Origin of the sequence: Actinospineispora eucalypti (assembly GCF_039543365.1) — a bacterium.
Lineage (GTDB): Bacteria > Actinomycetota > Actinomycetes > Mycobacteriales > Pseudonocardiaceae > Pseudonocardia > Pseudonocardia eucalypti.
Window position 1 is genome coordinate 1 of sequence record NZ_BAABJP010000058.1, and the last position, 20,230, is coordinate 20,230.

Annotated in this window: 12 protein-coding genes; 9 read left to right on the plus strand and 3 right to left on the minus strand. The window is 74.5% G+C overall.

The window, feature by feature from the left end; translation table 11 throughout:
• Positions 1-1,210: HlyD family secretion protein (locus ABEB12_RS37655; protein WP_345703497.1), on the minus strand; the 1,210-nt coding region annotated here is incomplete at its 3' end.
• Positions 1,211-1,309: 99 nt separating this feature from the next.
• Entirely contained in the window at positions 1,310-2,002 is a 693-nt protein-coding gene (locus ABEB12_RS37660; RefSeq protein ID WP_185059902.1) for an ATP-binding cassette domain-containing protein, read from the minus strand.
• A 130-nt stretch (positions 2,003-2,132) separates the two neighbouring features.
• On the opposite strand from ABEB12_RS37660, the gene ABEB12_RS37665 reads away from it, so the two are divergent.
• Positions 2,133-3,332, plus strand: coding sequence for a nucleotide disphospho-sugar-binding domain-containing protein (locus ABEB12_RS37665; RefSeq protein WP_185059903.1), 1,200 nt, complete (start codon positions 2,133-2,135; stop codon positions 3,330-3,332).
• Between the two features lie 177 nt (positions 3,333-3,509).
• Here ABEB12_RS37665 and ABEB12_RS37670 read toward each other — a convergent pair whose 3' ends face one another.
• On the minus strand, positions 3,510-4,535 hold the full coding sequence (locus tag ABEB12_RS37670) for an ABC transporter substrate-binding protein (protein WP_185059904.1): 1,026 nt from the start codon (positions 4,533-4,535) through the stop codon (positions 3,510-3,512).
• A gap of 71 nt (positions 4,536-4,606) precedes the next feature.
• On the opposite strand from ABEB12_RS37670, the gene ABEB12_RS37675 reads away from it, so the two are divergent.
• The 8 genes from ABEB12_RS37675 to ABEB12_RS37710 are packed head-to-tail and all read left to right on the plus strand — an operon-like array spanning position 4,607 to position 20,226.
• Positions 4,607-5,938, plus strand: a complete 1,332-nt coding sequence (locus tag ABEB12_RS37675; protein ID WP_185059905.1) for a condensation domain-containing protein — start codon at positions 4,607-4,609, stop codon at positions 5,936-5,938.
• A gap of 32 nt (positions 5,939-5,970) precedes the next feature.
• Complete coding sequence (locus tag ABEB12_RS37680) at positions 5,971-6,915, plus strand: ATP-binding cassette domain-containing protein (protein WP_185059906.1); 945 nt, start codon at positions 5,971-5,973, stop codon at positions 6,913-6,915.
• Complete coding sequence (locus tag ABEB12_RS37685; protein ID WP_185059907.1) at positions 6,912-7,697, plus strand: ABC transporter permease; 786 nt, start codon at positions 6,912-6,914, stop codon at positions 7,695-7,697. The genes ABEB12_RS37680 and ABEB12_RS37685 overlap by 4 nt, the downstream gene beginning before the upstream one ends.
• A complete protein-coding gene (locus tag ABEB12_RS37690) occupies positions 7,690-8,460 on the plus strand; it encodes an ABC transporter permease (protein ID WP_185059908.1) in 771 nt (256 codons plus the stop codon). Before ABEB12_RS37685 ends, ABEB12_RS37690 begins: the two co-directional genes overlap by 8 nt.
• A complete protein-coding gene (locus ABEB12_RS37695) occupies positions 8,457-9,242 on the plus strand; it encodes an alpha/beta fold hydrolase (protein WP_185059909.1) in 786 nt (261 codons plus the stop codon). Before ABEB12_RS37690 ends, ABEB12_RS37695 begins: the two co-directional genes overlap by 4 nt.
• Before the next feature lie 49 nt (positions 9,243-9,291).
• The gene (locus ABEB12_RS37700; protein WP_185059910.1) at positions 9,292-16,254 is read left to right on the plus strand and encodes a non-ribosomal peptide synthetase; all 6,963 of its coding nucleotides are present in this window, start codon (positions 9,292-9,294) and stop codon (positions 16,252-16,254) included.
• Positions 16,247-19,327, plus strand: coding sequence for a beta-ketoacyl synthase N-terminal-like domain-containing protein (locus tag ABEB12_RS37705; protein ID WP_185059911.1), 3,081 nt, complete (start codon positions 16,247-16,249; stop codon positions 19,325-19,327). The genes ABEB12_RS37700 and ABEB12_RS37705 overlap by 8 nt, the downstream gene beginning before the upstream one ends.
• The gene (locus ABEB12_RS37710; RefSeq protein WP_185059912.1) at positions 19,324-20,226 is read left to right on the plus strand and encodes an alpha/beta fold hydrolase; all 903 of its coding nucleotides are present in this window, start codon (positions 19,324-19,326) and stop codon (positions 20,224-20,226) included. Before ABEB12_RS37705 ends, ABEB12_RS37710 begins: the two co-directional genes overlap by 4 nt.
• Positions 20,227-20,230: the final 4 nt, after the last annotated feature.

Sequence of the window (20,230 nt, forward strand, 5' to 3'; positions counted from 1 at the left end):
CCTCGAACGGCACCACCACCTGGAAGGTGTTGATGTCGTTCAACACCACGAACGCGCCACCACCGGGACGCGTGGCCGACAGGCCACCACCGGCGTTACCCGCCGAGTCCGACGTCGCCGCCGCACCCACACCCGGAATCGCCGCCCCACTACCCGGCGCCAACGCCGACGTCGGCGCCCCATTGCCCACATACTCGCCGACCACACCGGTCAACGCCGACACCGTGCCGGCCACCGGCGAGTACAACGTGGTGTTCTCCACATTGCGCTGCGCGTTCGCCACCTGCGCCCGCGCCGACTCGACCGCGCCTTCCTGCGCGTCGATGTTCGCCTCGCGGTCGGTGTCCTGCAACTCCTCGTTGTTCCGCGCGGTGATCAGGTTCAGCTTCTCCCGCTCCACCGTCACCTTGCCCGCCGCCCGCGCCGAATCCCGCGACGCCACCGCCGCATCGTAGGACTGCTTCGACGCCATATACGTCTGCTTGCGCGCGATGTAGGCGTCGCGGGCGTCCTTGCAGGGGCCGGCCTGCTCCATGAGGCTGCCCTGCTGGCCGGTGACCCCGCTGAGCAGCCCGCCCTGGCTGGGCTGGCCACTGGACGGGTCGTTCGCCGCGTCCGCCGCCGACTGGTCATCCGGAGCGGCCGGCGCCACCGGCATCCCGCAGGCCTTCTTGTAGGCCAGGTACGCCGCCTCCAGCGCCGCCTTGTCCATCTGCAGCTTCTTGCGGGCGTGGAACACCGCCGTGTCGTTCTGGTCGTTGACCGCGTCGACCTGCCGCTTGACCGCGTCGTAGATGTCCTTGGACTGGTTCTCCACCCGGCCGGCACCCTCTGCCTGGTTACCGTTCACGATCTTGTCCAGGTTGGCCTGCGCCTGGTCCAACAACCCCTGCAACCGGTTCAGCTCCTGCTTCGCCGGGAAGTCATCGATCTTGGCCACCAACTGGCCGGGCTGCACCTTGTCGCCCACCTTGACCGCAACCTCAACCAGCTTGCCGCCCGTGGTGAAGCCCAGGTTCTGCGAGGTAACCGCGGCGAGCGCGCCGGAGGCGGACACCTTCGTGGCCACACTTCCCCGCTCCACCTGCGCCGTCGGCGGCGCGGGTGTGTCACCACCACATGCCGTTGCCGCCGAGGCGACCATCAGGGCGAGCGACGCGACGGCTGCCGCGCGCACCCCTGAGCCGCCGCGGACCTTGGTCCGAGCCATGAACTGTCCTGCCTTTCGCGCGGTCCGCGACGTATCGGGGGATCGCGGACTAATTGGGGAGCAATTAGTGGTGGGTCTATGGGGTTGTGCTTGTACCGCTTATCCGTGCACCAAGGTCCGATTCTCCGGCGCGCGATCACTGACGATTGCACCGTCACGCAGCGTGATAATCCGCTTGGCGAAGTTGGCCACGTCGTGCTCATGCGTGATCAGTACGACGGTGCGGCCAGCGTCATTCAGTTCTACGAGCAGCTTCATGATTTCAACGGTTGAGGCGGTGTCCAGGTTACCGGTTGGCTCATCTGCCAGGATCATCACCGGATCGGTCACAATCGCCCGGGCGATAGCTACTCTCTGTTGCTGGCCACCGGAAAGTTCACTCGGCAAATGCCTCGTCCGGTCACTGAGCCCTACCTTGTCGAGGGCGTCGTGGGCTTTGCCCCGGCGATTGCCCATTCCGGCGTAGACCATGGGGAGCTCGACATTGCGCTGCGCCGTGGTGCGGGGGATCAGGTTGAAAGCCTGGAACACGAACCCGATCTTCCGGTTGCGGATGTCCGCGAGCTGGTTGTCGCTCAGCGTGCCGACGTCGATGCCGTCCAGCTTGTAGGTGCCCTCGGTGGGGACGTCGAGGCAACCCAGGATGTTCATCATGGTGCTCTTGCCGGAACCGGAGGGCCCCATGATCGCCACGAGGTCGCCGCCGTCGATCGACACGTTGACCCCGTCCAGCGCCCGCAGCTCTACGGTGCCCATCCGGTAGATCTTCGTGACGTTCTGGAGCTGGATCATCGGGTCCTCGCGCGAGTGGCTGAGCGTGCCTCTCAGGGGCAGAGTGACGCCCCCCTCCTTAGGCTAGGCTAACAGGGTGGACCGGCCAGCCCCAATAGGTAGAGCGGGTTAGGTACTTGTGTTGCGGGTGTTGTGCACTGTATGGAGCGTCCGGTCCCACCTGGTTCCGCTGCTGCCGGCCCTGCGTGCGCTGCTGACCGGCGGCGCGGACGTGCTGGTGGTGACCACCCCGGCGCTGGCCGGGGAGGTGGCGGCGACCGGAGCCCGCGCGGTCCCGATGCTGCGTGACCCGGAGGGTGCCTCGGACGGCCCCGACTACGGCTCGCCGCTGTCCAACGCGCTGGCCGCCGTGCAGGCGGCCGCCGGCCTGCGGCGGCGGGCGGACGAGCTGATCGAGCTGGCCCGGGAGTTCCGGCCGGACGTGGTGATCCGCGACGACACCGAGTTCGCCGGCTACCTGGCCGCCGAGCGCCTGGGGCTGCCGCTGGTCTGCCTGGCCGGCGCGATGAGCAATGCGCTGGACCCGGCGGCCATCTCGGTGGTGATCGACGACTACCGGCGCGACCTGGGCCTGCCGGCTCTGGCGGACCCCGGCGGGCTCTACCCGGGGCCGGTGCTGGACTACCTGCCCGAGGAGCTGTCCGTGGCGGTGCACCCGCCGAAGCGGGCGCTGCGGTTCCGCCAGCCGCAGTGGGACGAGCCGGACTCGGCGCTGCCGGAATCGGTGGCCGCCGCCCCGGCGGGGCGGCCGGTGGTGTTCGCCGCCATCGGCACCGCATGGCGCACCTGGCGGGAGCAGCCCGGCGGTAGCCGGCACGGGTCGGGCGCCCAGTTAGGCGCCCGACGGAAACACGGCGGAAGGCCCGGGGAAAGTCCCGAGGATGCCGTGCGCACCCTGTTGGACGCGCTCTCCCGGGTGGACTGTGCGGCGCTGGTTTCCACCGGTGGGATGGACTGCGCCGGGATGCCCCGCGCCGATCACGTCACGGTGCGCGACCTGGTGCCGCAGCGGCTGGTGCTGCAGGCGTCCGCGCTGTTCTGCACGCACGGCGGCTACAACAGCATCCGGGAGGCGGTGCGGGCCGGGGTGCCGATGCTGGTCCGCCCGTCCACCATGGACCAGCCCTCGAACGCCGAGGCGGTGGCCCGGCTGGGCCTCGGCTCGGTCACCCTGGGCCTGGGCGCCGACGAGCTGGCCGACCGGATCCGTCAGGCGCTGGCCGACACCGAGCTGGCCGAACGCGCCGCATGGGCGCGCCGCCGCACGCTGGCCCTCCCCCCGGTGGAGACCCTCCCCGACGTCCTGCACTCGGAGCTCCTACCCGCCTAACCCCTCCGCCCCACCCGCCATATCGCGGGCCACGCCCGCCCATATCGCTGGTTTCGGCAGCTCGTGTCGCGGGTTTCCCCGCACTCGGCGGACCGAACCCACGGACATGGGGCGGTGAAACCCGCGATATGGGGCGGTGAAACCCGCGACATGGGGCGGTGAAACCCGCGATATGGGTTAGGTGGCGGCGCGGGTGAGGGTGGGGGTGATCTGGTCGACCACCCAAGTCACGTTGAGGACCGAGGGGACGCGGAGGGCGGACAGGAGTGAGATGTCCACCTCCTGGTAGGTGCCTCGGGCTATGGCGGGCAGGGCGCGGACCAGGGGGCTGTCACGCACCGCCGCGGCCAGGTCGGGGGAGTTGGCGCCGACCAGCACGACATCGGCGTCCAGGCGTGACCACTGCTCGGGGGACAGCGACGTGGCCGCGTTGGGCAGCGTGTTGGAGTTGATGTCCCGCAGGCCCGGGGCGACACGCAGGCCCAGGGCGCGCAGCAGGTCGGTGGTGTTGTTGTCGCCGCCGACCACGGCCAGCGATCCCGGCTGGTTGGCCCAGGCGATGCTGATCGTCTTTCCTTCCAGGCCGGGGTGGGAGCCCAGGAAACCGGTGATCCGCCGCTGGGTGTCGGTGATCAGCTGCTCGGCTCGGGGTTCCAGGCCGACGGCCTTTGCGGCCAGGCGAAGCCGTTCCTGCCAGGAGTCGGTGAGCACGCCGCGGGCGTAGGTGACCGTGGGCGCGATCCGGGAGAGCTTGGCGTACTCGTCGGCGATGTTCGGCACCGAGCCGGCCAGGATCAGATCCGGGCGCAGCGCCGCCAGATGCTCCAGGTTGACCGCCTCGGTGGAGCTGAGCACGGCGGTCTGCTTCGGGTCCAGGCGGCCGCGCAACCACGGCGGGATGCCGTCCGCGGTGCCCCGGCCGCCCAGCACCGCGACCGGGGTGACGCCCAGCGCGTAGAGCGCGTCCGCGTCGTTGCCGCCGATCGCCACGATCCGCCGGGGCTGCCGGGGGACGGTGGTGCCGCCGAGGCCGTGGGCCATGGTCACCGGGAACGGCCCGCCTACGGGCTGGCCGGGCTCCGGTGAGGCCTCCGGTGAGGTCGCCGGCGGGGCCTCGCTCGCGCAGCCCGGGAGCGCGCCCGGACCGGCGATCAGGACCAGCACTGTGACGAGCGCCGTGCCGATCACCTGCCGCACTCGCATGGACATCCCTTCGCCGAGCCTGTATGCAGGTAAGCCTAAGCTAACTTGCTCGCCACGGCTGGAAGGACCTCATGCCCGACACGCCGCTCACCCGGCTGCAACGTGCATATGTGGCGGGCCGGCACCCGGCTTATCCGTGGGGCGGGCTGCCCGCGCACGACCACCGGGTCTACGCCGGTCCGCTGGACGTGGCGCGGCTGCGGGAGGCCTGGCGGGCGGCGGTGGCCCGGCACGAGATGCTGCGCGCGGTGATCGACCCGGAGCTGGGCACCCAGCGGGTCCTCGCCGAGGCCCCCGGGGACGGGATCGTGGTGCACGACCTGCGCGGGGCCGCCGACGCCGAGGTGCGCGCGGCGCGGGCCGAGCTCGCGGGGCGGCTGAGCCACGAGGAGCGGCCGCTGGACCGGTGGCCGCTGGTCGGGCTCGAGGTGCTGCTGACCGGCGACGGGGCCGACGAACTGCACGTGTCCTTCGACGCCACGGTGATCGACCTGGCCAGCTGGTGGACAGTGCTGGACGAGCTCACCGCCGACTACCGGGCGACCGGGTCCGCCCAACCCGCGCCGAGGGTGGGTTTCGCGGAGCACGAGCGGGTGCGCGCCGAGCGGGAGCGCACCGGCCGCCCGGCCGAGGAACGGGTGGCCGCGCTGCCCCCGGGGCCGCCGGTGCCGCCTCGGTACGACGCCCCGCCCCGGGTGGAGATCAACCACAGCCGGCTGGAGCCGGCGGAGTGGCGGTCGCTGCGGGATGCCTGCCGGGCCGCCAAGGTCGGCGAGACCGCCTTCGTGCTGGCGGTGCTGGCGCAGGTGATCGCGGCCTGGCGGGAGACGACCCGGTTCACGGTGAGCGTGCCGAGGGCGCACCGCGTGCCGTTCCATCCGGACGTGGCCCGGCTGGTCGGTCCGTTGTCCACGGTGTCGCTGGTGCCCTTCGACCTGCGCGAACGACGTTCGCTACTCGACGTGACCCGGGCAACCCAGCGGGCGCTGTGGGCCGAGCTGTCCGAGCCGGAGACCGACGGCATGGCGCTGGTGTCCGCGTTCACCGCCCGGCACGGCGGGCCCGACCGGGTGGCCGCGCCGATCGTGCTGACCGGCCTGCTCGGCCTGCGTGATCCGGCGAAACCGGTGCTCGGCGGCCTGGTGGAGACCGCCGTGCACACGCAGAACGCCCAGGTCGCGCTGGACGTGCGGTTCGACCGGCCGGCCGGCGCGCTGCGCATGGCCTGGCACGAGCGGGCCGGGGTGTTCGAACCGGACGAGGTCGCCGGGGTGGCCGCGGTGACCGAGCGGGTGCTGTCCGCGCTGGCCGCCGGCGAGCTGGACCAGGCCGGCGAGGACGCCGAGCTGCGCGCGGCGATCGCCCGCCTGCTCGCGCGGGTCTACCAGGTGTTACGCGCCTAACCGCGCGGAAAGCTTTGATCATGGAGGGGACCATGACCGATCAGGAACCGCTGCTGCGGGTGGCCGGGTTGCGCAAGGCGTTCGGCGATCACGCCGTACTGCGCGGCGTCGAGCTGACCGTGCGACCGGGGGAGCTCCTCGGCGTGCTCGGCCCGAACGGGGCCGGGAAGACCACGCTGATCAACATCGTCGCGACGCTGCTGCGCCCGGACGACGGCACGGTCACCGTGGCCGGCGCGGACGTGGTGGCCGAGCCGAAGCGGGTGCGCGCGGCGATCGGCGTCACCGGCCAGTACGCGGCGCTGGACGAGAAGCTCACCGGGCGGGAGAACCTGGTGCTCTTCGGCTCGCTGCTCGGGCTGTCCCGGGCCGCCGCGCGGGACCGGGCGACCGAGCTGCTGGAGCTGTTCGACCTGGTCGACGCGGCCGACAAGCGGGTGGAGGCGTACTCCGGCGGCATGCGCCGGCGGATCGACCTCGCGGTCAGCGTGGTCGTCGAGCCCAAGCTGCTGATCCTGGACGAGCCGACCACCGGCCTGGACCCGCGCAGCCGCCGGATGCTCTGGCGGGTGGTGAAGCGGCTGGCCGCGAGCGGCATCGGCGTGCTGCTCACCACCCAGTACCTGGAGGAGGCCGACCGGCTGGCCGACCGGGTGGTGGTGATCGACCACGGAGTGGTGCTGCAGGAGGGCACCCCGGCCGAGCTGAAGGCGCGCATCGCGGACACCGTCTGCTCGGTGGTGCCGGCCGACCCGGACCAGCTGGACGCGGTGCGCGAGGCGCTGGCGTCGTTGGGGGCCACGGTGGAGGCCGACAGCGGCCGGGTGGTGGTGCCCGCGCCGGACGGCCCGCGCACGCTGGCCGAGGCGATGTCCCGCACCGAGCGGGCCGGCATCGAGCTGTCCGACATCACGCTGCGCCGGCCCAGCCTGGACGAGGTGTTCCTGGCGCTCACCGAGAAGGCCCCGGTTCCGTGACCGCGGCGGTCTTCGCCGCCCCCGCCGGGCTGGGGCGGCAGGTGGCGTTGCATGCCGGACGGCAGGCGAAACGGCTGCTGGCCGACCGGGCCGGGCTGGTCGGCGTGGTGCTGGCGCCGGTCCTGTACTTCCTCGGCTTCTACGTGCCGCTGAGCGGAGCGATGAGCGCGCGCGGCCTGGACTACGGGCGGTACATCGGCCCCGCGCTGGTGGTGCAGTCCTGCATCTTCACCGCCATCGCCTCGGCCACCGCGCTGGCCGACGACGCGCGCGCCGGCCTCTTGCGCCGGGTGGCCAGCATGCCGGTGAGCGGCCAGGGGCCGCTGCTGGGCCGGTTGCTGGTGGACGTGGCCGCCGCGCTGGTCGGCGCGGTGGCGGCGTGCCTGACCGCCGCACTGGTCGGCTTCCGGTTCGCCTCGCTGGCCGGGGTGGTCGGGTTCGCGCTGGTCGTGGTGGCGTTCACGGTGGCCATGTCGCTGCTGTTCGTCGGGGTGGCGCTGCGCGCGTCGGACCCGGCGGGGGCCGCCGAGGCGCTGCTGGTGCCGCAGCTCCTGCTGTTGATGATCTCGACGGCGTTCATCCCGCTGGACGGCTTCCCCGGGTGGCTGCGGCCGGTGGTGGCCTGGCAGCCGGTGTCCCCGGTGCTGGCCGCGTTGCGCGGGTTCGCCGAGGGCGCTCCCGGGGGGTTCCCGGTGCTGGTGGCGTTCGTCTGGTGCGCGGTGCTGGCTCTGGCCGGGCTGTTGTTGGGGGCCGGCCGGCGGGTCGGGGGCTCGGATGCTTAGGGCCGGGTTGTTGCACGCGGAACGGGTGCTGCGCGGGTCGCGCCGGAACCCGGTGCTGGTGGTGCAGTCGCTGCTGTTCCCCGCGCTGCTGCTGGTGATGTTCCAGCTGGTGTTCTCCCGGGGGCTCACCGCGTTCGCGCCGGGGCGGGACGCCGGTGACCTGGTGGCGCTGATCGTGCTGGTCGGCTGCGTGTTCGGCGCGCTGGTGAGCGGCGCGGCGCTGTTCGACGAGCGGGAGTCCGGGCTGCTCGGCCGGTTCGCCACCATGCCGGTGCACCCCGGCTCGATGCTGCTCGGCCGGGTGCTGGCCGAGGTGGCCAGGGTGCTGGTGGCGGCGGTGCCGCTGGTGGCGGTCGGTTTCGCCTTCGGCATGCGGGTGCCGGCCGGCCCGTTCGGGCTGGCGCTGTTCTTCGGGGTGCTGGCGGTGCTCGCGGCGGTGGTCGGGGTGACCGTGTCCAGCCTCGCGGTGACCGGGGCCACCCGGTCCGGGTTGAACGTGCTGGCGCCGGTGTTCCTGGTGTTGATGTTCTTCAGCACCGGGTTCGCGCCGCTGGAGTCGTTCCCGGCCGGGCTGCGGCCGGTGGTCGCGTACCTGCCGTTCACCGCCGGCGTGGACGCGCTGCTGTGGTGCCTGCGCGGCGGGCCGCCGGACGCCCGGGTGGCGCTGGTGCCGCTGGCCTGGTGCGCGGTGGCGGTGGGGTTCTCCTGGTGGCTGTGGCGGGCGCGCGCGGCCGGCCGGATCTCCGGGGAGGACCGGGCATGAGCGCGCTGCGTACCCGCCGACCGGTGGCCCGCCCGGCCGGCCGCCTGCTGTGCTTCCCCTGGGCCGGGGCGTCGGCCAGCGTCTATCGGGATTGGGCGGCGGCCCTGCCGGCCGGGGTGGAACTGACCGCCGTGCAGTACCCGGGCCGGGAGGACCGGGGCCGCGAGCCGTTCGCCACCGACCTGCTCGAGCTGGCCGGCGAGGTGGTCGGCGAGTGGCTGGACCGGGTGGCCGACCCGACGGACGCCCCGCTGGTGCTGTTCGGGCACAGCATGGGCGCCAGCCTGGCCCTGGCCGCCGCGCGGATGTTCCAGGAGGACGCCCCGGGCGCGCTGCGCGGCCTGGTGGTCTCCGGTCGGGTTGCCCCCGGTTCGCCCGTGCGCGGGCGCCCGCTGGCCGACCTGGACGGGGTGGCCCGGGACCGCCGGCTGCTCGACTCGCTGCGCTCGGCGGTCTCCGCCGCCGTGGCTGCTCCGGGCGGTTCCGCGCTGCCACCCCCGGAGCTGGACGACGAGCTGTTGCGCGAGGTCCTGCTGCCCACCCTGCGCGCCGACCTGGAGATGTTGGCCGGGTACGACTCCCGGCCGGGCGAGCCGGTGGCGGCCGACCTGACCGTGTTCGTCGGCGACGCCGACACCTCGGTGCCGGTGTCCGCGACCGATGGGTGGGCCGGCCTGACCACCGGCCGGTTCGACCGGGTGGTGTTCCCGGGCGACCACTTCTACCTGGTGACCGAACGCGACCGGGTGTTGGCCGCCCTGGTCGCGCGCATGTCCCGCTGACCAGTCTGACCAGTCTGTGACCAGCCTGTGACCAGCAAGGAGCGTTGTCTTGAGTGCCCAGCCCACCGCCCCCGAGCACGAGGACGCCTCGGCCCGCCGCCGGGCGTTGATGCGCGAGCTGCTCGCCGAGCGATCCCTGTGCGCGGAGAAGTCGGGCCAGGACCGGATCCCGCGTGCCCCCCGCCCGGCGGACAGCTTCCCGTTGACCAGTACGCAGCGACGCATGTGGTTCGGCCAGCGGCTGAACCCGGACGACACGTCGGCCACGCTGTGCCGGGCGCTGCGGCTGCGCGGACCGCTGGACGTGGACGCGCTGGCCCGGGCCTGCGCCCGGTTGGTGGCGCGGCACGAGGTGCTGCGCAGCACCTTCGACGCCGAGGTGGACGGCGAGCCCCGGCAGCGGGTGCATGCGGCTCCCGGGCAGGTGCTCGAGGTGGTGGAAGGGGTGGGCGCGGCCGAGCTGGCGGAGCGGTTCGCCGGCCGGCCGTTTGACCTGGCCGCCGAGTTCCCGCTGCGGCTGGCGCTGTCCCGGCTGGGTGCTGATGATCACGTGTTGCTGCTGGTGGTGCACCACGTGGCCGCCGATGACGCCAGCTGGACGATTTTGGTCGACGAGCTGGCCGCCGGGTACCGGGCGGAGCGTTCCGGCGACCCGGACCGGCGCGCCGAGCCGGAGCTGCAGGTCGGCGACGTCGCGGTCTGGCAGGCCGGGCGGGCCGGCGGGCCGGACGAGCGGGAGGACCAGCTCTACTGGCGCGAGCGGCTGGACGGACTTCCCGAGCCGGTGGCCCCGCCCCGGGATTTCGAGCCCGAGCCGGTCGTGCCGCCCCGGGACTTCGAGCCTGTGCCGGTCGCGCCGCCCCGGGACTTCGTGCCCGAGCCGGTCGTGCGGCCCCGGGACTTCGTGCCCGAGCCGGGGGTCCTGTCTCGGGACTTTGTGCCCGAGCCCGGGGTCCTGTCCCGGGGCTCCCGGCCCGGGGCGGGGCGTACCTCAAACCCCGACTCGCCGTACCCGAATCCCCGACTCGCCGTACCTGAATCCCCGACTCGCCGTACCCAGATCCCCGACTCGCCGTACCTGGATGTGCGGCTCGGGGTGGCGGGGTGGGTTGGGGTCGAGATGGGCACGCGCGTCGATGAGGCGGTTTCGGGGCATGCGCGGGAGAGGGGGACCACTCCGTTCGCCGTGCTGCTCGGCGCGCTGGCGGTGGTCCTGCACCGGCGGACGGGGGCGACGGACATCTCGGTGGGGTCGCCGGTCAGCGGGCGGGACCGGGCGGAGCTGGCCGGGGTGGTCGGTGACTTCGGCAACACCGTGGTGCTGCGCGTCTCGCTGGCCGGCGACCCCGGGTTCGGCGAGCTGCTGGGCCGGGTGCGCGAGGTGGTGACCGGCGCGCTGGCCCACCAGGAGCTGCCGTTCGACGCGGTGGTGGAGCGGCTGAACCGCGATCGGGCCGGTCGAGTGGCCGCGGACGATCTGTTCCGGGTGATGTTCCTGACCTACGACGACCGGTTCGGTTCGGGTGAACCGTTCGGGCCGGAGATCGCGGTGGCCGAGGAGCGGGTGCCGGCGCACGCCAGCCAGTTCGACCTGACGGTGGCGATGAGCCGGGGCGCCGGCGGGCTGCACGCGGAGTCCACGTACCGGGGCGACCGGTACGCGCCGGAGACGGTGGCGTCACTGTTCCCGCAGGTCGCCGCCGTGCTGCTGGGGGACCCGGAGGTGCCGGTGAGCCGGCTGCCGTTGGGCGAGCCGCCGCCGGTCTCGGTGCCGCCGGCCGCTCCGGGACGCGAGCCCGCGCCGGTGCCGGTGGACGTGCCGCACCTGGCGGAGCGGGTGTCGGCCGAGCTGCTCGGCCGGGCGGCCAACCAGCTGACCAGGGAACTGCTCGCGCGAGGGGCCGGCCCGGAGCGTTCGGTGGTGGTCGCGCTGCCGCCGTCGGTGGCCATGGTCACCGCGCAGCTGGCGATCCACCAGGCCGGCGCGGTGCACGTGCCAGTGGACCCGCGCCACCCGGCGGTGCGCACCGCGCACGTGGTGGCCGGCGCCGACCCGCTGGTGGTGATCACCGAGCGGGCCATCGCGGAACGGCTGGGCGACGCGCTCGGTGACGCCCCGCACCTGCTGGTCGACGGCGCCGACGCGGTCCGGGTGGCCGAGCGGCCGGCCGGGCCGGTCGAGCCGGGCGAGCTGGTCCGCCCGCCGCACCCCGGCGACGCGGCCTACGTGATCCACACCTCCGGGTCCACCGGCCGGCCCAAGGGCGTGGTGGTGACCAGGGCGAACCTGGCCGCCATGCTCGCCGCCACCGACGCCGCCCTGCCCGGGTTCCTGGGGCCGGACGATGTGTGGTCGGTGACCCATTCGGCGGCGTTCGACTTCTCGGTCTGGGAGATCTGGGGCGCGATGTACCACGGCTCCCGCCTGGTCCTGGTGGACCCGGAGACCGTGCGCGAACCGCGCGCCCTGGCCCGGTTGGTCACCGAGCACGGCGTGACCGTGCTCAGCCAGACCCCCTCGGCCTTCGCCGGGCTGGTGGCCGCCGATGCCGAGGACCCCGGGCTGCTGGCCGGGTCGGCGCCGCGGCTGGTGTTGTTCGGCGGCGAGTCGCTCCCGCCGGAGCTGGTCCGGCGCTGGTACTCCCGGCACCCGGACCGGCGGCCTCTGCTGGTCAACATGTTCGGCATCACCGAGACCACGGTGCACGCCAGTGTCGCGGCGCTTTCCAGCGACGGGGTGGCCACGCTGCCCGGCGGCGCGGCGGGCACGCCGATCGGGCAGGCGCTGCCCGGCCAGTGGCTGGACGTGGTCGACCCGGCCGGCCGTCCGGTGCCCACCGGGGTGATCGGCGAGCTGTGGGTGGGCGGCCCGGGGGTGACCCGGGGTTACCTGGGTGACCCGGCCCGCACCGCCGCCCGGTTCGTCGCCGCGCCCGGCGGGCGGCGCCGCTACCGCAGCGGCGACCTGGCCCGGCGCGCCGCCGACGGCACGCTGCGCCACCTCGGCCGGATCGACGACCAGATCAGCCTGCGCGGTTACCGGATCGAGCCGGGGGAGGTGGCCGCCGCCGTCGGCGCGGTGCTGGACATCCCGGCCGCGCGGGTGGCCGTGCTGGTCCGCGAGGTGGCCGGGGACCCGAGGCTGGTCGCGGTCGTGGCCACCGAGGGGCTGGCGCCGGAGACGGTCGCCCGGCTGTCCGGCGTTGACTTATTGCGCGCAGAGCTGGCGGGTCGGCTCACCCAACCGATGGTGCCGTCCGCCTTCGCCACCGCGCCCCGGCTGCCGCTGACCGCCAGCGGGAAGCTGGACCGCCGGGAGCTGGCCGCGCTGCCGCTGGCCGGAGGCGGTTCCGGGGCCGCGCCAACCGCCGGGTCCCGCCCGCCCGAGGGGCCGGCGGAGCAGACCGTGGCCGCACTGTTCGCCGAGCTGCTCGGCGTGCCGGAGGCCCAGGTCGGCGCGGACAGCGACTTCTTCGCCCTGGGCGGGCACTCGCTGCTCGCGGTCCGCCTGGCCGCCGGCCTGCGCGCGGCGTTCCCCGCCGGTGACGGCCGGATCGACGTGCGCACCGTTTTCGACGCCCCCACCGTGGCCGGCATCGCCCGGCTGGCCACCGAGGGCGAGACCGGGCCGGACACGCCGGCACTTCTCGCGCGGGCCAGGCCGGAGCGGGTGCCGGTGGCCGAGCTGGCGCACGGGCTGTGGTTCCTGCACCGGGTGGACCCGGCCAGCCCGGCCTACCACGTGCCCATCGGGCTGGAGCTGTCCGGCGCGCTGGACGTGCCGGCGCTGCGAGCCGCGCTGAACGACGTGGTGGCCCGGCAGGAGAGCCTGCGCACCATCTACCCGCGCGGCCCCCAGGGCGCCGAGCAGGTGGTATTGCCTCGATACGACCTGGAGCTCGCCGAACACGCCGACCTGGCCGAGGAGGAGCTGGACGCGCTGCTGGCCGAGCCGTTCGACCTGGCCACCGCGCCCCCGGTGCGCGCGTTGCTGACCAGGTGCGGCCCCGACCGGCACACGCTGATGCTCTGCCTTCACCACATCGCCGCCGACGAGGGCTCGCTGGGCCCGCTGCTGGCCGACCTGGGCACGGCCTACGCCGCCCGGGCGGCCGGCGGTGAACCGGACTGGGCGCCGCTGCCGGTGCACTACGCCGACTGGGCGCTGTGGCACCGCGAGCTACTGGACACCGGCGAGCGGCGGGCCAGCCAGCGGGACTACTGGACCCGCACCCTGGCCGGCGTCCCGGAGCGCCTCGAGCTGCCGCTGGACCGCCCCCGCCCGGCCACGGGTCGGGCGCCCGGTTCGGCGCCCGATGGCAACACCGCCGGCGCCCGGGTGGACGTGCGGATCGACCCGGAGCTGCGCGCCGGCCTGGCTCGGCTGGCCGCCGAGCACGGGGTGAGCACCTTCATGGTGTTGCACGCCGCGCTGGCCACGCTGCTCACCCGGTTCGGCGCGGGGGAGGACATCACGGTCGGCTCGCCGGTCGGCCGGCGCACCGACGCCGCACTGGCCGGTGTGGTCGGTTACCTGGTGAACACCGTGGTGCTGCGCACCGACACCGGCGGCGACCCGAGCTTTGCCGAGCTGCTCGCGCGGGTGCGGCGGACCGCACTGGACGCCTACGCGCACGCCGACCTGCCGTTCGAGCAGGTGGTGGAGGCGGTCGCGCCGCGCCGCGGTACTTCGAGCACCCCGCTGTTCCAGGTGATGTTGTCCTACGCGGCCGGCGCACTGCCGGAGCCCTCGTTCCCCGGCCTGGTGGCGGAGGTCGCACCCCGGGCCACCGCGACCGCCAAGTTCGACCTGACCCTGAACCTGGCCGAAACCACCACCCCAGCACGCCGATTCAGTGACTCCAGCACACTGGTTCAGTCACTTCAGCCCACCGGCGCCGCGATCGAGGGCATCCTGGCCTACCGAACCGACGTGTTCGACCGGCCCACCGCCGAGCGCCTGGTCGCCGCGCTGCTCGCGGTGCTGCGCCAGGCCTGCGCCGACCCGGCCCGGCCGATCGGCGAGCTGGACGTGCTCGGCCCGGACCGGGCCCGGGTGGTGCGCGAGTGGAACGACACCGCCGCGCCGGTGCCCGCCGAGAACGTGCTGGACCAGATCCGCGCGGCCGCCGCCGCCCGGCCGGACGCGCCGGCCGTGGTCACCGCCGCCGGGGAGACGCTGGGCTACCGGGAGCTCCTGGACCGCGCCGACCGGGTGGCCACGCTGATCCACCGCCGGTTGGGCGCCGCGCCGGGCCGGGAACGCTACGTCGGGGTTCTGCTGCCCCGGAGTCCGGAGCTGGTCGCCGCGCTGCTCGGCGTGCTGGCCGCCGACGCGGCCTTCGTGCCGATCGACGCCGGCCTGCCCGCCGCCCGGGTGGCCGAGCTGGCCGCCGGCCTGGACGGCGTGCTCACCGATGCCACGCACCGCCCCAAGCTGGGCGAACGCGAGGGCGTCATCGAGCTGGACCTTGGCGGCGTACCGGCGGATCCGCCGCCTCGGCGGGGTCGGGGCGCCCACGGGCCGGACGGGCTGCGGGCCGCCTACGTCATCCACACGTCGGGTTCCAGCGGCGTGCCGAAGAGCGCGGTCATCCTGCACCGGGCCATCGCCAGCCGGATGGCCTGGCAGCGGGCCAAGCTGTCGCTGGGCGCGTCCGACGCGGTGCTGCACAAGGCGCCGCTGACCTTCGACATCTCCATCAACGAGCTGCTGCTGCCGCTCACCGCCGGTGCCCGGCTGGTGCTGGCCGAACCCGACCGGCACGGCGACCTGGCCCACCTGGTGGACGTGATCGACCGGCACCGCGTGACCTTCGTCTACCTGGTCGCCTCGATGCTCGAGGTGCTGCTGGACACGCCGTCCTTCGCGTCCCGGGCGGGCAGCCTGCGCCACCTGTGGTGCGGCGGGGAGAAGCTCACCGCCGAGCTGCTCTCGCGCACCCGGGCCGCGCTGCCGGTCACCCTCTACCACGGCTACGGCCCGGCCGAGGCGACCATCGGGGTCTGCTCGGAGACCCACCCGGCCGCCGACCCGGGGGAGATCACCGAGGTCACCCTGGGCCGGCCCAACCCGAACACCGCGCTGTACGTGCTGGACGCCCGGTTGCGGCCGGTGCCGCCCGGGGTGCCCGGCGAGCTGTACATCGGCGGAATCCTGCTGGGCCGGGGTTACCGGGCGGACCCGAAACGCACCGCCGAGCGGTTCGTCGCCAGCCCGTTCACGCGCGGGGAACGCCTGTACGCCACCGGGGACCTGGCGCGGTACCGGGCCGATGGCCGGCTGGAGTTCCTCGGCCGGCGGGACAACCAGGTGAAGGTGCGCGGCGCCCGGGTGGAGCTGGAGGAGGTGGAGGCGGTGCTGGCCGCCCATCCGGGCGTGCGCCGGGCCGCCGCCGTGCTGGTGCCTCGGCCGGCGGACCGACAGGCCTCGGGGCCGATCGACCCGGGACGCGACGCCCGGCTGGCCGTGGCCTGGGTGCCCGAGCCGTCGGGGTCACCGGACCGGGCCGGAGCGCTGGACTGGTTGCGCGAGCGGCTGCCCGCCGCCGCGGTGCCCACGCTGGCCGCGCCGGTCACCGAGCTGCCGCTGCGGCCGTCCGGCAAGGTGGACCGGGCCTTACTCGCCGGCTGGCTGGCTGCCTCCGCGCCGGAAGCCGACACCCGGCCGCCGGAGCCGCCGGAGGGCGAGCTGGAGGAACAGATCGCCCAGGTGTGGGCGGACGCGCTCGGCGTGCCCTACGAGCGGATCGGCGCCCGGCACGGGTTCTTCGAACTGGGTGGGAACTCGCTGCTCATGGTCATGGTGCAACAACGCCTGGCCGAACGCATCGGCCGCGAGCCCGCGCTGCTCGACCTGCTCGCGCACCCCACGGTGAGCGAGCTCGCCGCGCTGCTGGAGGGCGCGGGGCGGGATGGAGAGGACAGTGCGGCGCCCGATCCCGCGCTGCAACGCGCCAGGGAGCGAGCCGGCCGGGCCCGGCGCGCGGCCGGGAGGAGGACCCGTGGCTGATTCACCCGTGGCCGAGACGTACGACGAGGAACTCGACATCGCGGTGGTCGGCATGGCCACCCGGTTCTCCGGCGCGGAGGACCTGGACGCGTTCTGGCGGTTGCTGCTGGAGGGCCGGGACGGCGGCCGGCAGGCCACCGAGGAGGAGTTCTTCGCCGCCGGCGGCACCGAGGCCGAGCTGAAGGACCCAGACTTGGTGCTGCGCTACTCGGCGATCGACGGCATCGAGCGGCTGGACGCGGAGTACTTCGGGTTCAGCCCGGCCGAGGCGGAGCTGGTGGACCCGCAGCACCGGCTGTTCCTGGAGATCGCGCACCGGGCGCTGGAGCACGCCGGGCACGACCCGGCCGACCCGGACCGGGTGGTCGGGGTGTACGCCGGCTCCGGCCTGGCCAGCTACCTGCTGCGCAACGTGATGCCCTGGTACCAGGACTCGCAGGCCGACCTGATGACCCTGGCCACCGGCAACGCGCCCAGCACCCTGGCCACCCGGGTGGCCTACCGGCTGGGTCTGACCGGGCCGGCGATGGCGGTGGCCACCGCGTGCTCCACCTCGCTGGTCGCGGTGCACCTGGCCTGCCAGGACCTGATCGGGCTGCGCGCCGATGTGGCGCTGGCCGGCGGGGCGACGCTGAACCCGGCCGCCCGCCGGGGCTACCGGTGGGTGGATGCCGGGCTGATGTCGGCCGACGGCCGGTGCCGGCCGTTCGACGCGGCCGCCACCGGGATGGCCGGCGGTGACGGGGTCGCGGCAGTGGTGCTCAAGCGGCTGGCCGACGCCCGCGCCGACGGGGACACCATTTACGGCGTGATCGCCGGCACGGCGGTGAACAACGACGGCCGGCGCAAGGTCGGCTACGCCGCGCCGAGCACCCAGGGTCAGGCGGAAGTGATCGTCGCCGCGCACGCGGCGGCCGGGCTGACGGCGGCGGACATCGACTACGTGGAGGCCCACGGCACCGGGACCGCCGTCGGCGACCCGGTGGAGGTGGCCGCGCTGACCTCGGCCTTCCGTTCCGACGGCGCGCCGCCGGAGAGCTGCGGCCTGGGCGCGGTGAAGTCCAACATCGGGCACACCGACACGGCCGCCGGCGTGGCCGGACTGATCAAGACGGTGCTGGCGCTGCACCACGAGCGGATTCCCGCCACCGCGCACTACACCGAGCCCAACCCGCTGATCGACTTCGCCGGCGGGCCGTTCCGGGTGGTCGCCGAGGAAACCCCGTGGCCTCGCGGGGAACGCCCCCGGGCGGCCGGGGTCAGCTCGTTTGGCATCGGCGGCACCAACGCGCACGTGGTGGTGCGCGAGGCCCCCCGCCCGCCGGACCGCCCGGACCCGACCGACGAGCCGCAGCTGCTGCTGCTCTCCGCCCAATCCCCGGAGGCGCTCCGGGACAGCTGCGCCGAACTGGCCGGGCACCTGCGCACGCACCCCGGGCTGGACCTGGCCGACGTGGCCCGCACCCTGCACGAGGGCCGCCGGGCCGGCCCGTACCGGGCCTCCGTGGTGGCCCCGGGCCGGTGGGGTGACGCGGTCGCCGCGACGGCCTCGCTGCTCGACGCCCAGGCCGTCGCGCTGGCGTCCGCGCCGGTGGAGCCGGCCCGGTCGGCCCGTCCGGTGGTGCTGCTGTTCGGCGGGGCGGGAGCGGTGCCCGGGGACGTGGTCGCCGAGATGGCCCGGTTCAACCGGCCGTTCGCGGACGCACTGTCCTCGGCCGGCCGGCTGTTGGGTACCGAGCTCGGGGAGTTGATCACCTCCGGCCGCCTGCCGGACCCGGTGGACGACGAGGCCGGGCTTTCGCCGGCGGCGGTGCTCGCGGTGGAGTTCGCGCTCACCGACCTGCTCCGCTCGGTGGGCATCACGCCGACCAGGGTGCTCGGGCACAGCCTCGGCGAGTACGCGGCCGCCGCCGTGGCCGGGGTGATGGACCGGGCCGAGGCGGTGCGCCTGGTCGCCCGGCGGCAGGTGCTGCTCGACGCGACCCACCCGGACGGCGCCGGCGAGGCCGTGCTGGCCGACCCTTCGGAGCTGGGCGAGCTGCCGGACGGACTGACCCTGGCGGTGCACACCGCGCCGGGTTCCTGCCTGGTCTCCGGCACCCGGGCCGACCTGGACACCTGGCTGGCCGGGCTGCCCGACGTCCCCCACCGCCCGCTGCCGGTCCGCTGCGCCCCACACTCACCCCTCCTGAAACCGGCCCGCGCCCCCCTCCGCACCCTGCTCGCGGCGGTGCCCCTGACCGCCCCCCGCCTGCCCTGGGTAACCACCGTCACCGGCGCCGCGGCCACCGAAGAACGAGCCCGCGACGTGGAGTCCTGGCTCCGCCACACCCTGGAACCCGTCGACTTCGCCACTGCCCTGCGCGCCGCCGCCGGCCGAGCCAAACCCGCCTTCATCGAGGTAGGCCCCGGCCGCACCGCCGCCCGCGCCGCCCGCACAGTCCTAGGCCCCCCCACAGTGGCCGTCCCCCTCCTCCCCTCCCCCATATCGCTGGCCCCCACAGCCCATGTCGCTGATTCAGACGGGCCGAGTCGCGGATTTCACCCGGCGGTAACCGCCTTGCTGACCTCGTTGGGCGCGCTGTGGTGCGCCGGCGTGGACCTGGACGGCACCGCGTTGCGCCCGCCGGACGCGCGCAAGGTCCCGTTGCCCGGCCACCCGTGGTACCGCCGCCGGTACTGGATCGACCCGCCGGCGCCCGGCGCGGTCACCCCGGCCCCGGGCGGGCGGATCCCGGCCGGGGCCGACCCCGAGCCCACGGGTCGAGCGAAACCGGCTGGGCCGGCGGGGGCAGGGGTTCCGAGGCCGGCACTGCCCAACCCGTACGTGCCGCCGGAGACCGACCGGCAGCGCCAGCTGGTGGAGCTGTGCGGCGCGGTGCTCGGCTACACCGGCATCGGCCTGGACGACGACGTGTTCGCGCTCGGCGCGGACTCGCTGACCGCGTTCCGGCTGGTGCAGCGCACGCGCGCGGAGTTCGGCGCGGCGCCCCCGCTGCGCGAGTTCCTGGAAGACCCGAGGGTGCGCAACCTGGAACGAGAGCCCGAGCCCACCGCCGAGGAGCGCAGGTGATCGAACCCGTCACCCTCACCGCCGGCGATGGTTGCGTCCTGCACGGCGTGCGCCGGCCCGCCGGCCCGCCGGGGGCGCCGACGGTGCTGGTCGTGCACTCGGCCAACCAGACGCACCGGGCCATGTTGCCGCTGGCCGCCCGGCTGGCCGCGCGGGCCGAGGTTGTGCTGCCGGACCTGCGGGGCTTCGGTGACTCGGTCTGCCCGGATCCGGCGGCGCACACCTGGGACCGCCTGGCCGCCGACATCCGGGAGTGGGTGGCGGCGATCCGGGAGCGCACCGGGGGACCGGTGCTGCTGGCCGGGTTCGCCCTCGGTGCCGGCGTGGCGGTCCGCGCGGCGGCCGATGCGGAAGCTCAGATCGGGACGAATGCCGGGACGAATGCCGGGACGAATGCCGGAGCGGGCGCCTCGGCCGATGCGCTCGCGGTGATCTCCCCGCACCACATGCCGGGCGAACCGGTCGACCCGGCGGTGGCCGCGCGCAACCGGGGTCTGGCCGACCTGATCGAGCGGGACGGGCGGGACGCGGTGCTGGAACCGTGGCTGGCCTCGCTGCGACCCCACCTGGCCGAACCCCTGCGCCGGGACATCGGGCTCACCGACCAGGCCAGCCTGATCGCCTCGTTCCGGGGGTTGGCGGCGACCAGCCCGGTCACCGACGCCGACGTCGTCCGGCGAGCCGGCCGGGCGGTGCGGCGCCTGTTGGTGGTGCCGGGCGACGACCCGTCGCACCCGGCCGAGGTGGGCGCGCGGTACGCCGAGCTGTTCGGTGAGGTCGGTGTGCCGACGTTGTCCGGTGCGCTGGCCGGCGTGCGGCAGCCGTCCGCCGAGCGGTGGGCCGAGGCGGTCGCCGAGCCGTTGCTGGCGCTGATTGGGACGATGACCGCGGAGTGCTGAAACC

Coding starts and splice junctions, on each gene's coding strand:
- ABEB12_RS37660 (WP_185059902.1), bottom strand. CDS start 2,002: ATGATCCAGCTCCAGAACGTCACGAAGATCTACCGGATGGGCACCGTA.
- ABEB12_RS37670 (WP_185059904.1), bottom strand. CDS start 4,535: ATGCGAGTGCGGCAGGTGATCGGCACGGCGCTCGTCACAGTGCTGGTC.
- ABEB12_RS37675 (WP_185059905.1), top strand. CDS start 4,607: ATGCCCGACACGCCGCTCACCCGGCTGCAACGTGCATATGTGGCGGGC.
- ABEB12_RS37680 (WP_185059906.1), top strand. CDS start 5,971: ATGACCGATCAGGAACCGCTGCTGCGGGTGGCCGGGTTGCGCAAGGCG.
- ABEB12_RS37690 (WP_185059908.1), top strand. CDS start 7,690: ATGCTTAGGGCCGGGTTGTTGCACGCGGAACGGGTGCTGCGCGGGTCG.
- ABEB12_RS37695 (WP_185059909.1), top strand. CDS start 8,457: ATGAGCGCGCTGCGTACCCGCCGACCGGTGGCCCGCCCGGCCGGCCGC.